At 66.3% G+C, this 12768-nt stretch carries 12 protein-coding genes; 1 reads left to right on the forward strand and 11 read right to left on the reverse strand.

Translation table 11 applies throughout. The features are described 5' to 3' along the window. Positions 1 to 5 precede the first annotated feature (5 nt). Positions 6 to 671 (forward strand): AAA family ATPase, encoded by a 666-nt coding sequence (locus tag G9373_RS09825; RefSeq protein WP_167114995.1) that lies wholly within the window; start codon positions 6 to 8, stop codon positions 669 to 671. Here G9373_RS09825 and G9373_RS09830 read toward each other — a convergent pair. From G9373_RS09830 to G9373_RS09880, 11 genes are all read right to left on the reverse strand, one after another. Continuing rightward, on the reverse strand, positions 626 to 1138 hold the full coding sequence (locus tag G9373_RS09830) for a hypothetical protein (protein ID WP_005260652.1): 513 nt from the start codon (positions 1136 to 1138) through the stop codon (positions 626 to 628). The genes G9373_RS09825 and G9373_RS09830 overlap by 46 nt on opposite strands. A gap of 137 nt (positions 1139 to 1275) precedes the next feature. Next, a complete protein-coding gene (locus tag G9373_RS09835) occupies positions 1276 to 1428 on the reverse strand; it encodes a hypothetical protein (RefSeq protein WP_167114954.1) in 153 nt (50 codons plus the stop codon). Between the two features lie 348 nt (positions 1429 to 1776). Beyond that, entirely contained in the window at positions 1777 to 2187 is a 411-nt protein-coding gene (locus tag G9373_RS09840) for an N-formylglutamate amidohydrolase (protein WP_240960435.1), read from the reverse strand. A gap of 10 nt (positions 2188 to 2197) precedes the next feature. Then, complete coding sequence (locus G9373_RS09845) at positions 2198 to 3655, reverse strand: IS4 family transposase (protein WP_346842818.1); 1458 nt, start codon at positions 3653 to 3655, stop codon at positions 2198 to 2200. A gap of 44 nt (positions 3656 to 3699) precedes the next feature. Then, positions 3700 to 4128: an N-formylglutamate amidohydrolase gene (locus G9373_RS09850; RefSeq protein ID WP_240960436.1), complete on the reverse strand. Its 429-nt coding sequence runs from the start codon at positions 4126 to 4128 to the stop codon at positions 3700 to 3702. 505 nt (positions 4129 to 4633) lie between these two features. Next, on the reverse strand, positions 4634 to 6625 hold the full coding sequence (locus tag G9373_RS09855) for a cutinase family protein (protein ID WP_206031980.1): 1992 nt from the start codon (positions 6623 to 6625) through the stop codon (positions 4634 to 4636). 489 nt (positions 6626 to 7114) lie between these two features. Then, positions 7115 to 8161: a DUF2637 domain-containing protein gene (locus tag G9373_RS09860; protein ID WP_167114999.1), complete on the reverse strand. Its 1047-nt coding sequence runs from the start codon at positions 8159 to 8161 to the stop codon at positions 7115 to 7117. Positions 8162 to 8921: 760 nt separating this feature from the next. Beyond that, positions 8922 to 9602 (reverse strand): hypothetical protein, encoded by a 681-nt coding sequence (locus G9373_RS09865; protein WP_167114960.1) that lies wholly within the window; start codon positions 9600 to 9602, stop codon positions 8922 to 8924. 72 nt (positions 9603 to 9674) lie between these two features. Beyond that, entirely contained in the window at positions 9675 to 10886 is a 1212-nt protein-coding gene (locus tag G9373_RS09870; RefSeq protein ID WP_346842819.1) for a hypothetical protein, read from the reverse strand. Positions 10887 to 11026: 140 nt separating this feature from the next. Beyond that, positions 11027 to 12367, reverse strand: a complete 1341-nt coding sequence (locus G9373_RS09875; RefSeq protein WP_167114968.1) for a ParA family protein — start codon at positions 12365 to 12367, stop codon at positions 11027 to 11029. A gap of 5 nt (positions 12368 to 12372) precedes the next feature. Continuing rightward, positions 12373 to 12717, reverse strand: coding sequence for a hypothetical protein (locus G9373_RS09880; protein WP_167114970.1), 345 nt, complete (start codon positions 12715 to 12717; stop codon positions 12373 to 12375). Between the last annotated feature and the right edge of the window lie 51 nt (positions 12718 to 12768).

Consider the following 12768-nt stretch of genomic DNA (forward strand, 5'->3'; position numbering starts at 1 on the left):
CTTGGCTGCGTGAGCCGACCGGGCCGGCCGCCAAACGGCTGGCCGAGCTGACCGGCCATGAGGCCTGCACCGTCCACCGCCTGCTGGAGCTGCAACCCGGCGGCGACCCGAAATACGATCGCGACAACAGGCTGGACGCTGACCTTGTTGTGGTGGACGAGTCGTCGATGATGGACGTCATCCTGGCCAACAAACTGGTCAAAGCCATCCCGGAGGGGGCTCATCTGCTGCTGGTCGGTGACGTCGACCAGCTCCCTTCCGTCGGTGCCGGAGAAGTACTGCGCGACCTGCTGTCCGCCGACACGATTCCGCGGGTGCGGTTGACGAAGATCTTCCGGCAGGCCCGGCAGTCCGGGATCGTGGTCAACGCCCACCGGATCAACGCCGCAACCCCGCCGCAGCTCACCGGGTTCGACGACTTCTTCTGGTTCGCCTGCGAACTCGCGGAACAGTCGGATCTGCACCCGGCCGAGGAGACCGCCGAGTTGGTGGTCGACATCGTCGCTCGCCGCATCCCCCACAAGTTCGGGCTTAACCCGCGCCAGGACGTGCAGGTCCTGGCACCACGGCCATGCAATCTTGCGAGCAGAGTTTCTAGCCGCTACGCCTGCCTCCGCTTCGGTGGTTACCGCTCTGCCGGACTCGGTGCAGAGGGCCTGCGAGACGAGTAGTTCCGGGCAGATTCGATCCCCGTGTCGTAGTTGTCGACATACTTGGCAGCTGTTTTGGTGTACTTCGAACCGATTGCTGCTGGGTCGTAGGCCATGAAGACGACGTCGGGCCGTCCGTTGTTGAACTTCCGGTATGTGCTGTAGTTCCAGCCATCGGGTGCGTAGTCGTCGTTCCAGGCGAGGCGGGCGACCGGGACGAATCCCGATTGCGCGTAGATCTTTGGAAGCACTGTGTCGAAGCAATCCAGTCGGTGTCCGCCGATTTCGGTTGCCTGAGATAGCAGCGCGTATGCCGCCCTTGGATGGGCACAATCGTTGTGCGCGAAGACGGAGACAACCTCATCGCCGTTGACTGCGACGCCGGCCTTCCCGTCGTCGGTGACGAGCATCCGCATTCCGCGGTACTCGTGAGTGTCGTAGACGTAGACAGAGGCCGCGTAGGGATTGTTGTTTCGGAGTGCGAGCATCTGCTCTCGATACAGATCTGCGTCGTGTCGGTCGAGTTCGTACAGCGTGGGTGTGCTGACACCTTTTGCGACTAGCCGCTCGCGTATGTGCGATGAGAGAGTGTGTTCGGCGATGGGAGTGATCTCGCGACCGGAGATCAGAATCCGAGGGCTTCGGCCTCCACGATCTCCGGGTCGGTCCAGTACTGCTCGATCTCCCGGCGCTTGCTGTCCGGCAGGTTCGGGCGCCACCCGTGTAGACGCCAGAACGCTTCCCGTTGTTCCTGGGTCAGCGTTGGTTCGTTGCTCATGGTGATTGTCCTTTGTGGTTGGGTCCTGCTGACTATTGTGCATCGCGTGTATCTGTTGTGCGCGCAACGCTTCAGCGGCGGCCAGTCGTTGGTTGAGCAGGTTGCGAGAAGTGTCGTTGTTTTCGTGTGCGATTGCTTCGCGAAGTTCGTTCTGACCGGAGGGGGTGGAGTCGTATAGCGCGGTATGTTCTGCGACGGCGGCTTCGGCTCGTCGCACGCGTTGTTTGAGGGTGTTGTTGTCGGGATCTTCAGCTAGTGCGTGGAGTGCATCGTTCAGTTTGGTTCGGGCGCGGGTGAGTCGGATGCGCAGGTGTGGGGAGCAGCGTGGTCCGGGTTTTGGTTGGCACATCAGTCGGCGGCCACTTTCGGAGTGCAGTGGGCGACGAGGGTTGCAAGCATGCTGGCGAGTGAGTCCACCTTGGCCGGGTTCGCGACGCTCGGCGTTGTGAGGTACTGGTCGCGGCGGAGTTCGATCATCACGGCGCTCACCCGCGGGTCGTGCTGGTAGCGGTTGAGGGGGACGTAGCAGCCGCCGTAGGGGGTGTTGGTGGCGATGTCGCCGAGCGGGGCGAACGCGTCGAGTGCCTGTTCGCGGAGTTCATTCGAAGTATGGAAGTCGTCGGTGCCGAGGCAAAGCGCTGGGCGGGACTTGTTGGGGTTCTCGAATCGGGAGGGGTGTTGCGGGTAGGAGTGGACGTCGATGATGACGGCTGCGCCGGTGTTGGCGATCCGGTCGTCGACCAGGTCGGTTAGCGTCAATGCCGCGCAGTTAGGGCGGCGGGTCTGTTGTCAAGTGTGCTGGTATGAGGATGCTGATGCTGATCTCGGCGTGGTAGTTGGTGCGGTCGATGTCGCCCTTGGCTCGGTGTTTGGAGATTGCGCGCTTCACTACGCGGGGGCTGACTCGTGTTCTGCGCGTGGGCATTAGATCGGTGAGTACGGCGCGGCCGATTGCGCCGACCAGGTCGATGACGGTACCGGCGATGACGCCGGCGGCGTGGATGAGCTGGTCGCGTGCGGCGTGGAGAGCGACGGTGAAGCTGGCCCGGTCGGGGCTGGCGGTCGGGTTGGTGGCGGTGGCGTCGGCGATGGCCAGACGGAGGGCTTGGTAGGTGGTCAGCAGGGCGTAGACCTCCTGCTCGATGCCGGCCGGGGTGCGTGCGCGCAGCACCCGTCCGCCGAGGATGCTGGACTTCAGCTCCAGGTAGGAGGTTTCGATCTCCCAGCGTTGGTGGTAGAGCTCGACGATCGCCGATGCCGGAAACGCCTGGTGGTCGGTCAATGTGGTGATGAGTCGGTAGCGGCCGACTCGGCGTTTGCGCTGGTGATCGCCGGTGCCGGTGATGGCGATCTCGGCGTCGATGACTCGAAGTGTCACTCCGGCGATCACCGTCAGGTAGGACCGGTCCGGGCAGCGCCCGATCCGTGGGAGTTTGCGGTTGTCCTTGCAGCGGATGAGCAGGTCCGCACCTGTGTCGGCGATGCCGGCGATGATGTTCTGTGCGGCGAAGTTGCGGTCGGCCAGTAGCAGCATGCCCGGCCGTAGGCAACCGAACAGGCGTGGTGCGTAGGTGGTTTCGCCGATGAGGGTCGAGCCGAACACGGCGTCGATGACGGTGCGGGTGCCGCACGCGACGATGGTCAACATCCGCATCAGCGGGTATCCGGAACCGCCGTGGGTGCCGCTTTGGCGACTGAAGCAGCGCAGGTTCGCCGCGCTGTCGGGCACCGACATCGTGGTGCCGTCGACCGCGCAGACCAGCAGCCCACGCCAACGCGTCGCCCCCGCCGCCGGCCCGGCGAGCAGCTCGAACAGCGCCCGCAACGGTTTGGCCCCGACCCTGCGGCGAGCCTGGGCGAGCGCGGAACTGCCCGGCCGGGCCGGCGTCAGCGCGTCCAGTCCGGCGGTCAGCCGTGCCCACACCTGCTGGTAGCCGCCCTCGGCGAACAGTCCGGCCGCGAGCAGCAGGTACACCACCACCCGCGAGGGCAGATCGCGCACCCGTTTCTGCACACTCGACGTCGACGCGAGCGCGTCGTCGACCATCTCGAACGGCACGATTTGGGTCAACTCGCCGAGGTGACCGGGCGCGAACCGGCCTACGGCAACTTCGACGGGGCGGCGGATGACAGACTGTGTGGACAGCGGAACTCCCAAGGTAAAGGGTTGTCTTGCGAGGACAAGCCCTCGATACCGGGAGTTCCGCTGTCCCACACGCACCGACACGCCCTTTACTCACGTGTGTCCCATTTGACCCAACAGTCACACGCCTAACTGCGCGGCATTGCGGTTAGCGTGGCGGCGTAGGGCCGGTAGTAGGTGTCCATGAGGCGTTGTGCGTCCGTGGCGGGTTCGGGCCGCAGCGGTGCGCGGTTGCAGGTGCGGGTGTATACCGCTCCCCTGCCGACGGCGTTCATGGGCTCGTCGTCGCCGGGGAATCTTTCGGGGTCGATGACGAGGCGGGAGAACTCGTTGGTGGCCAGCCAGGGTCGCGGGCGCCCGGATGCGAGAAGTTCCGCAGCACGGATGGCGATGTGATCTGTTGCGGTGTCAGTCGATTCGTCCAGCTCTAGCTGCAACTCGTCGCCGGTCAGGAGCATTCCGGCACGGACCGTCTCGGGGATGGAGCGGGAGGCATGCGGGACGTGCAAGATGACCGGCGAATCCGCATGGCCGGCATGAATGTGGCAGGAGGTCATTTTTTGTATTCCTTGTTGGGTTTAGTATCGCCAAACGTTGCGTAGGATCGACCGCGTCGTTCGGAGCACGGCAGGGTCGACTGATCGGTGAGTCTTCCTCCTCGGTGCCCGCATAGGATCTCCTTCTTCGATGCGCATGTGTCGAAGTCTTCGGTGGGTGGAGGCTGTCGCTGCGCTAACGCGTTGGAGGTGGGTCCCGGTCGGTGACTGGCCCGGGGTCTTTGAGTGCTTGATTACGTAGTCTGCGGCGGTCGATGGCTCCGTGGGTGAGGGCGGTGGGGCGGTGTCCGACGTGGTACTGGCCGGGATTGTGGGGGCAGGGGAACACCGAGAGTCCTTTCGATCCGTGGTGGCGTCTGCGGACGCTCTTGGCGTCGGATCGGGCAAGGTAGCTTCGGAGTTTGCAGCGCCTGCACCAGATCCACCGGGCAGCGGGATTGTGTGATCGGGGTAGGGCCATGGTGTTTCGCCTCTTTTCACGTGCAGGATTATTCGTAGAAGGCGGTTACGCGCCCCGGTCGATCTGGAGGTTTAGCCAGTCGGTGAGCCATTGGATGGCGGTGCGGCCGGCGTTGTCGACGACGAGGTGGTTGTAGTCGGTGTGGGCGCTGGAGGTGAAGAATGAGGCGGCGTTCAACCCTTCGGCGACCAGGGCGGCGAGGTCGTCGGCACCTTGGGAGTGGGCGATGGTGGTCAGCGATCCGGTCAGTCCATTCAGGTCGAGATTCTGCGCTTGGGCGTTGATCGGGGTCGGAGCAGTGTGGGCTTGTTTGCCGAGGAGGGCCGGGTTTGTTTTGGTGGCCTTGCCGGTGAGCATGTTCACCGCGACCGAGGCGAGGTCGAGGCCGACGGGCAGCAGTCCGGTCATGGCGGCTCCGGCGCCGAGTGGGTCGGGCGCCTGCCCTGGTGGTGGGAGGAGTTTCTCCACGGCGGCCCAGGCGATTTCCTGGATCTGGCCGATCAGGTTGGCGAGCCGGATGACATCGACATTGGCCAGGATCGAGGTCACCAGGGCTGCGATCTGGGTGAATCCGGAGGGGTCCGGGATGACCGAGAGGATTTGTGAGACCCACCGAAGGTCGACGCCCGCGGCGAGTGTGACCAACGGCGCGAACTGGTTGTTCAACTCCCCCGCGATCTGGTGCGCCCCGTGTGCGTCGAGCGCGGCAACCGTCTGCGGGAGGACCGTCAGGTTGTGCAGGATTCCGGGGAGGTCGAGTGCGGTTACGCCGGTCACCACGTTGAGTACTTGGCCGACGACGACGCTCGGTTTGAGGACCGCCAGCACGCTCGAAGCGGTCGTGAGTGCGTCGGCGGGTGTGGCGGTCAGCGGCGCGACCTGTGCGCTCAGTGTTCCTGTTGCGGTGGACAGTGCGGTCGCCTCCGGCGAGGTGGCTGGCACGGTGGCTGCGCCGGACTGGACCAACGCCGAAGCGGTGTCGGCGAGTTTGCTCGCGGTGGTCACCGCATTCGACAGGTCGGCCTGGGACGCGGCGGTCAGGAGCTGTCCGGCGGCGTGTTCAGCGGTTCCCGGTGCTGCGGTGGTCAGGTGGGCGGTGGCAGCGGAGTTCGCTGCGCCGGTCGCGATCAGATCCGCGATCGGGCTGAGGGTATGCATCAGGGACGTCGCGGAGTTCGCCAGCTGTCCGACGTCGATCGTGTCTGCGTTGCTTTGTTGCGCCAATGTGGTGGCGTTGCGGCCGAGTGCTGGCAGATCGGCTTGGGAGAAGTCCGCGGTCAATGCCTGAGCGATGCCAGTGCTTCCGTCGGGGGCGGGCGCACCGGGGTCGGCACTGGGCGTCTTGCTGAGGATGGAGCCGAGCGACCCGAGGAGCGGGCTTGTCCCTTTCTGGATGGAGCAGTACAGGTCCTTGCCGGTGTAGCAGATGGAGGCGACCCGGCCGGAGAGCTGGCCCATTCCCTGCGGGCGGGGGCCGGCGATGCCGGTGCCTGCGGCGCGGGGGCCGACGACGGCTTCACCCTGGGTGCCCGAGCCGGGGTCCGCCAGCAGGCCGACCCCGAGTACTCGATCGGGTTGGATGGGGCCCTTGCCGTTACCGATGTCGGAGGCGAGATCGCCGGCCGCGTCAGCGCCCTGAGAGTATCCGGTGATCGTGAACTTGGTTTGCGTGCACTTGCTTGCCATGTCGGTCAGCACATTGGCTGCTTTGGTGCGTGCGTCGGACTTGCTGTCGGCGTAGGTCTTTCCGTTGTCGAACGCGCGGGCCATATACGGCAGGGTGTAGACCTCCGCGCGGTCACCGTGGGTAGCTGTGATGGTGTCGGCGATCGGTTTGAGGATGCCGACCGCAACGGAGGGGTCGGCATGCTCGTTGGTTTCCCAGGTTCCGGGGATGAAGAGGTTGAATGTCGATGCGCATCTGGCCGGGTCCGCGTGCGCCACCGCCGGGACGGTCACCGCTGCGGTTCCGGTGGCGACCGTCGCGGTGACCAGTGCTGCGAGTGCGCGTTGGGCGGTCGGACGTGTGGCGGGCATTGGCACCTCATCTACCGGGCGGACTGGGGTGGATCACCGTTCGGTGAGCACAACAGTGGCCCCAGCCGGTTGCGCTCGCGTCGAGGTGAGTGCCCACAGTGGCCGGTTAGTACGGTGAGATCAACGTGACCTGTGGATAACTCCACGGTCTATGGGGCTCCGCCGAGGTGATCGCTGTGCCGGGTTCGCCCCCGTCGATGTGGCGTCCGGTTCATGAAAGTCCATGAGTGCGGCCCTGGACCCCTTCGAAAACGATGTTGTGCCGGTATCGAGTTATCCAGCTCCGTCGCGGCCGTTGCACTGCCTCGATTGCGTCGGACGCTAATGTCCACGGCAATCTCGGCGGGCGTTGCGCAAACGGCTTTCGAAGGCACCCGTGGCGTTGCGGCAGCCGCATGCAAATCTGTGGGCTGCGGCCAACCTCGTCCTGTGCGGGCGTGCCCGTGGAGCGCCGCATCTCACGCCGTGGTGGGATCAGCAGTGGTGGGATCAGCAGTGCGCACTGGCCATCCGGTTGCGCAAGCTGATCAGGGACCCGTTGCGTTCCCGGGAAACCGGGGAGTTAGTGAGGTCATCATGCCGGTCGAAGGCAGGGAGCGGTGGGATCGCGAATCCTGCATTGACCGCGGCTGCGACGGCCTTGTTGTACCGGCGAAGCGCGGTGCTCGGGGCTTTTGCCTCGGTGGCATCGGCGAGCTGACCCCAGGTCGTGGCCGGTTCGGTGATCTTGATTCGAGCCGTCTTCTTCACCAGCGGATCGAGACTGCTCTCTTCGATGAACGCCAGCAGTTGCGCGGTAGTCGGCTCTGCCGCCCGCATCCCGGTTTCATCGTGTGCCTCGGTCATTGCGGTGGCAGCAGCATGTTTCGCAACCTCGCAGTCCGCGGCAACCGCGCTTGCGTCAACGTCGCCGACGTTGCCAACTGTTGCAACGCTCGCCTCCACTCGCTCATCCCCGGCAACGACCCCGTCGGCGTTGTTGACCGGCGTTGCATCGCCGCTGCCGAAGGCAAGCGACTGTGTGAGCACATTGAACTCGGCGTACGCGGACCCGATTGCCTTGATGAGGACGCCGACGCCGTGTGTGAAGGCGAGGACGAGCAAGGGCGGGATGATCGCAATGAGTGAAGCACCGGTCGGCGAGAGTGGTGTGTAGCCGAGGTCGATACCGGCTGCGACAGCGCGAGCAGCTCGGAGACCGGCCTGATGTGCGTGATAGGCGTTGCCGAACACACTGATGAGCACGACGACGACGGCGAGGGACAGGAAGAATTTCTTCCCGGCCGCACCGCCGCTGATCTTGCTCAGTGCAACGACCGCAATCGTGGCACCGAGAATTGCGCCATCCACGATGGCCGGGAAAATCCAAGCGAGCCAGTGCGGAATGCCCGCCTGTTGCGCAAGGTCTCGTTGCACCGCGAAGGACAGCACGAACGCACCGATGGTGATACCCACCGCAATGATGATCGCAATGAGCAATGCGGCGATCAGGGCGTGGAGCTGAATTCGTGCGGCGCGGAGGTTGAGGTCGGTCATGTTCGGATGGTCCTTTCCGGTTCCGGGTTGGTCGTTGCGCGCGGCCGCGCCGCGCCGGTCGCTGTCAGAATGCGGATTTCGCGAGCGTGCACGGACACCGTGGCGCATGCCGTTGCGTTGCAGTGGCGTTGCGGACGAAACGCGAAAGCTTGCTCAAGCTCACTGGCCGGGGGTGCATTGCGCGTATGTGGGTTGAGGATGTTGCAGGTTGCGGCGAGGTGGCGTTTCGCGGGTTGCCGCAACGGAGCGTTGGTAGTCGCGGCGTTTGCGCCTGGTGTGCGTGTGCGGGCGCGGGCGGGTCGAACGCCGTTGCGTACCTGTTGCGGCCGGCGGTGAGTGCGCAATGTGTGTCTTGGGGCGTGCGCCATCCGGTTGCGGTCGCATCCGGCTTTCCTTCCCGGCCGAGCCGAAGGGCGCAATTGATCGGGGGGCGGCCTTTCGTGGTTTCGGATCGTGAGGTGGTGGTTGCGCAACGCGTTCTCCCGTTTGCACGGGACGAGTGCGCGTCGGCGGGATCGAGCGCGGCGTGCGCAAACGGATACGCATTGCTGCTTGCGTGGTGTGCCGTCGGGCGCAATCCTGTGCACAGGCCAGGTGACGGTTGCCTGTGTTGCGGCACGATTGCACGTCGGTGCAACGCGCGGTGCACGGGGATGGACTCGTTGCAACGACGGTCGGCGAAGTGCGCAATGGGCTGGGGCGACCGCGGTTGCGGATGCTGTCGGCGCCTCCGGTGGGTGTGCAATGCCGGGTGTGGTGTTCACGCGATCACGTCGATCAGCCAGCGTCCGTCGACGTGGGTGGTGGTGATCGTCTGGGTGAATTGCGTGGAGGGTTCGCCGGGTCGCATCTCGGTGAGGACGAGCGTGTAGTGGTTGTCGTTGGTTTCGATGGTGCGGAGGCAGTAGTTGGTGCCGAGTGGGACGGTGTCGATGCCTGCTTGGATCTTGTCGGCCGTCGGGAGCGGTGAGCTTGGTGCGGCGAGGGCGCGTGCGGCTTGGCCGGATCGGAGCACGTAGTAGGCGTGTTCGAATGCGGCGATGACCCCAGTTCCGGTTTTCTGGTCGCCGCGGTCCCTCTGGCACTGGTTCTCGTCACCGCGGGGTGTGGCTGAGAGGCTTTCTGCGGGATCGGAGTTCGCCGCGGGGGTAGTTGTGACAGTTTCGGGTTGTTGGGTTGTCTCTGGGGCGCCTGGAGTGGTGTTTTCGGGCTCGCCGATCCGCAGTGCGGTCCAGCCGACGGTGCCTGCCGCAGCGAGAACCAGCACGGCGCCGATGGCGGTCTTGGTGCCGACTCGCCGCTGCCCAGGCTTCTCTGATTTCGGCGGCGGGAGTGGTCGGGCCGGTGTGCTCGTGGCGGCGGGCCCGCCGGACGACGCGGTGGTGTCGCGTCGGCCCGACGGGGTGGTGGCAGTGGGTGCTGGTCCGAGGGTGTCGATCACTGCCGGATGCCGGGTCGGTTTCCGCGCTCCGCTGTTCCGCCTGTATTTCCTCACCTGCGGTCCCTTTCGGTTTCAGCGTGCAGCGGTTTCGACGGTCGACAGGAGCGCGCCGACCTCTGCGGGCATCGCCGTGCGTAGGTCTGCGCCGGCCTGGAGCAGTTGGTTTCCGCCTGGCTGTTCGGCCACCCATGCTGCTGTCTGTGTTCCGGCGTCGACGGCCTGATCGATCACTGGTTGGCAGATGGCCTCGGTTACGGCGGGTGCGGTGTTGTCGGCCCACTCGATCGTGGCGGAACCGGTGGTTGTCGTGGCGGCGGTGTCGACGGCCTGTGCTGCCGCGGGGGTGGCCTGTTCGACGAATTGGGCGGCGGGCTGCAGATCGACGACCGGCGCAGGTTCGGGAGCCGGCACGGGTGCGGGTTCGGGTGCCTCGCCAAGGTTCTCGCCCGCCCCGTAGGCGGCGCCCGCGAGTGCACCTCCTGCGGCGGACAGCGCCCCGACGGTGACGGCTGCGGGCGCGCCGAGTGCGAGGCCGCCGATGATCGCGCCGGTACCGGCGCCCGGACCGGCGAGGACGGGCCCGCCGATGGCGGCGCCGGCGGCGAGGCCGATCAGTGCGCCGCCGGCGGCTCCCACCGCACCGGCGGTGACCCCAGCTGCGGTCGCACCGGCCACACCGGCGGTGACGGCACCTGCTGTGGCGGCGGCGGCCATGCGGTCCGAGCGGGTGGTGGGGACGCCGAGGGAGTTGAAGAATGTCGCGCCCTGAGCTTCGAGGATGGCGCTGGTGTTGTTGAGTTTGTCGGCCTCGGTCTTGGGCAGCCAGTCTGGGCGGGGTCCGGTGAGGTAGCCGAAGCGGTAGGTGTCTTCTGGGGCTTGGATCGGTGCGACCGGAGCGCCGTGTCCCGGGGCAATCTCGGGCGCCTGCTCGGGCTCGGGGACTTGCTGCTGCTCCCCTGTCGGTGACGGGGTGTCGTTGTAGTAGGTGGGCTCGGTGTGCGTGGGTGCTTGGCGGGTGGGCACGTTCTGGTACTCGGTGGGGATCGGGATGTAGGTGTCCCAGTCCGCGGTTGTGCCAGCGTCTTCGGAGCTTTGCTGTGGGGTCTGGGACGGCTCCGGGGTGGGGGTGGTGACGCCGGCCTGGCCACGGTCGCCGGTGATGCCGGCTTGGCCGGTGTTGTCGTTGATGCCGGCCTGTCCCGGTGCCGCTGCCGCGTTGGGGGCGAGAGAGATCCCTGCCGCGATGCACGCGGCCGCGAGGGCGGCGGTGGTGCTCTGGCGCACTGCCTGGCGGTGGCGCCCGGTGTGGTGTGCTCGGTTCCTGGTGTGAGTATTCGGGGCGGTCATTGTTCTTCCCTTTCGTGACTGGGTGTGTGCGGTTTCCGTGGGTGAACGGTTATGGGTTGGCGGAGGCACGGCTTAGGTCAGCCGGTGCTGGTGATCAGGTCGACGACGGTCGCGGCGATCACGGTCAAAGAGTCGGTGGTGGTGCGGCGCAGGTGGTGGGGGACGATGCGTTCCCCTCCGGCGAACAGCGGCTCGTAGGGCATGCGGAGTACCTGCACTCCTAGTGCAATGAATGCGTCAACGGTGTCGGATTCGACCATCGGGGTGTCCCCGGGGCCATCGGTGATGATGACCACGGTCCGGTCCAGTCGGCCGGGATGTGTGGTGGCGAGGTCGAGGAGCATGCGGTGCGCTGTGGTGGCGGCATCGCGGCGCAGAGGCACGGGTACGACGAGGGCGTCGGCCTCCGAGACGGCCCACTGCCAGCTGCCAGCGAGTGGGTTGTTCCCGGTGTCGGCGACCAGGATCTCGCGGTGGTGGGCGAGGATCGAGGCCAGTGCCGCGGCGTCGTCCCCACTTAGACCCACATGTTGTGTTGCAGTGAGGTCGTGGTGGCCGGCGACGATGTCTTCGCCGGAGGGTTGCCGGGTCAGATGCCGGCCGAGGGCCGAGGGCCGCAGGTGCCCGGTGGCGGCCTGGTCGGACGCGAGGAGCCCGAAGGTGTTCTGCTCGTCGGGGGGTGGGACGCTGACCCGGTCGGCGAGGCTGCCGCCGCTCTCGGCCAGGTCGGCGCAGACCACGTTGGCGCCGCCGCGGTGCGTGGCCAGTGTCTGCGCGAGGGCGACTGCGATCGGGGTTTTGCCGACCCCGCCTTTGGTGTTGGCCACCGTGATCGTGGAGAAGTCGGGTATCGGGCCGGTAATCGTCGCGGCCGCGACGCGCAGTCGCATCTCGGTCGCCGATGGTTTCGGGGACAGGCTCAGCCCCAGGACGGCGTTGAGTCGCCCCCGTATCCCGGTGCGTGCCGGTTCCGTTGCTCCCGGGATGATTCCGGGTGCCGCCAGGACAGAGACCGTTTGGCGGCGAGCATCGTGTGCGGGGTGGGGCGCACTCCCCTGCCTGGCGTCATCGGGTGCCGGGTGAGCGGTGTCGCCGAGTGCGTCCAACGTGAGGCTGACCGGTTCCTCCGCGATCATGTCGGCGTTTGCTGGTTCCTCACCCTGGTCGGCGCGCGTCGGGATGGGGCCGGTTGGGGCTGACCGGGACGCGGTTCCGTCGGGTGCCACGGTGACGTGGGTGCAGCGGCCGGACCGGTGGACGGCGACCTCGACGGGCGCCCCGGCGTCGACGGCGCGTTGCTGGCTGTATTCGTAGATGCTGTCCTGGATCGTCTTCCCGACCGGGGCGACCAGCTCGTCGCCGGTGCCGGCGACACGCGCAACTCTGTCGGAGACGATCTCGACGGTGAACTCGTGCATGCGGTTCACCCGCCGAAGGCGCCGACGGACGAAAGTTCCGTGTCCATGTCGGCCACGGTCTTCTCGGCCTTGGCGAGGGCGTCGAGGGCGTCGGAGCGTGCCTTGCCGTCGGGGAGGGCCTCGATGATCTGGCGTCGCATCGCCACGGCGGCCTTGATTTCCTCGAGGCGTCCCGACGTGAGTTCCTGCTCCTCGGTCAGCTTCGCCAGCCATGTCGGGACGACCGCCTTGAGGACGCGGCGCAGTTCGGTGATGACGGGGTCGTTGGCACCCTTGGCCGCGAATGGTTCACGCAGCACCGTGACGTCGTCGGTGGTGGGGGTGATCGACTGGGAGATGCGGCGGCTCATGGGTCGGGGTCCTCTCGATGGGTGGGTGCGGCGACGTGGGTCGTCAGGGGG

It is taken from the genome of Rhodococcus sp. A14 (genome assembly GCF_011603105.1).
GTDB lineage: Bacteria > Actinomycetota > Actinomycetes > Mycobacteriales > Mycobacteriaceae > Rhodococcus_F > Rhodococcus_F opacus.

Coding starts and splice junctions, on each gene's coding strand:
- G9373_RS09850 (WP_240960436.1), bottom strand. CDS start 4,128: ATGACCTCCTGCCACATTCATGCCGGCCATGCGGATTCGCCGGTCATC.
- G9373_RS09830 (WP_005260652.1), bottom strand. CDS start 1,138: ATGCTCGCACTCCGAAACAACAATCCCTACGCGGCCTCTGTCTACGTC.
- G9373_RS09860 (WP_167114999.1), bottom strand. CDS start 8,161: ATGACCGACCTCAACCTCCGCGCCGCACGAATTCAGCTCCACGCCCTG.
- G9373_RS09835 (WP_167114954.1), bottom strand. CDS start 1,428: ATGAGCAACGAACCAACGCTGACCCAGGAACAACGGGAAGCGTTCTGG.
- G9373_RS09855 (WP_206031980.1), bottom strand. CDS start 6,625: ATGCCCGCCACACGTCCGACCGCCCAACGCGCACTCGCAGCACTGGTC.
- G9373_RS09880 (WP_167114970.1), bottom strand. CDS start 12,717: ATGAGCCGCCGCATCTCCCAGTCGATCACCCCCACCACCGACGACGTC.
- G9373_RS09875 (WP_167114968.1), bottom strand. CDS start 12,367: ATGCACGAGTTCACCGTCGAGATCGTCTCCGACAGAGTTGCGCGTGTC.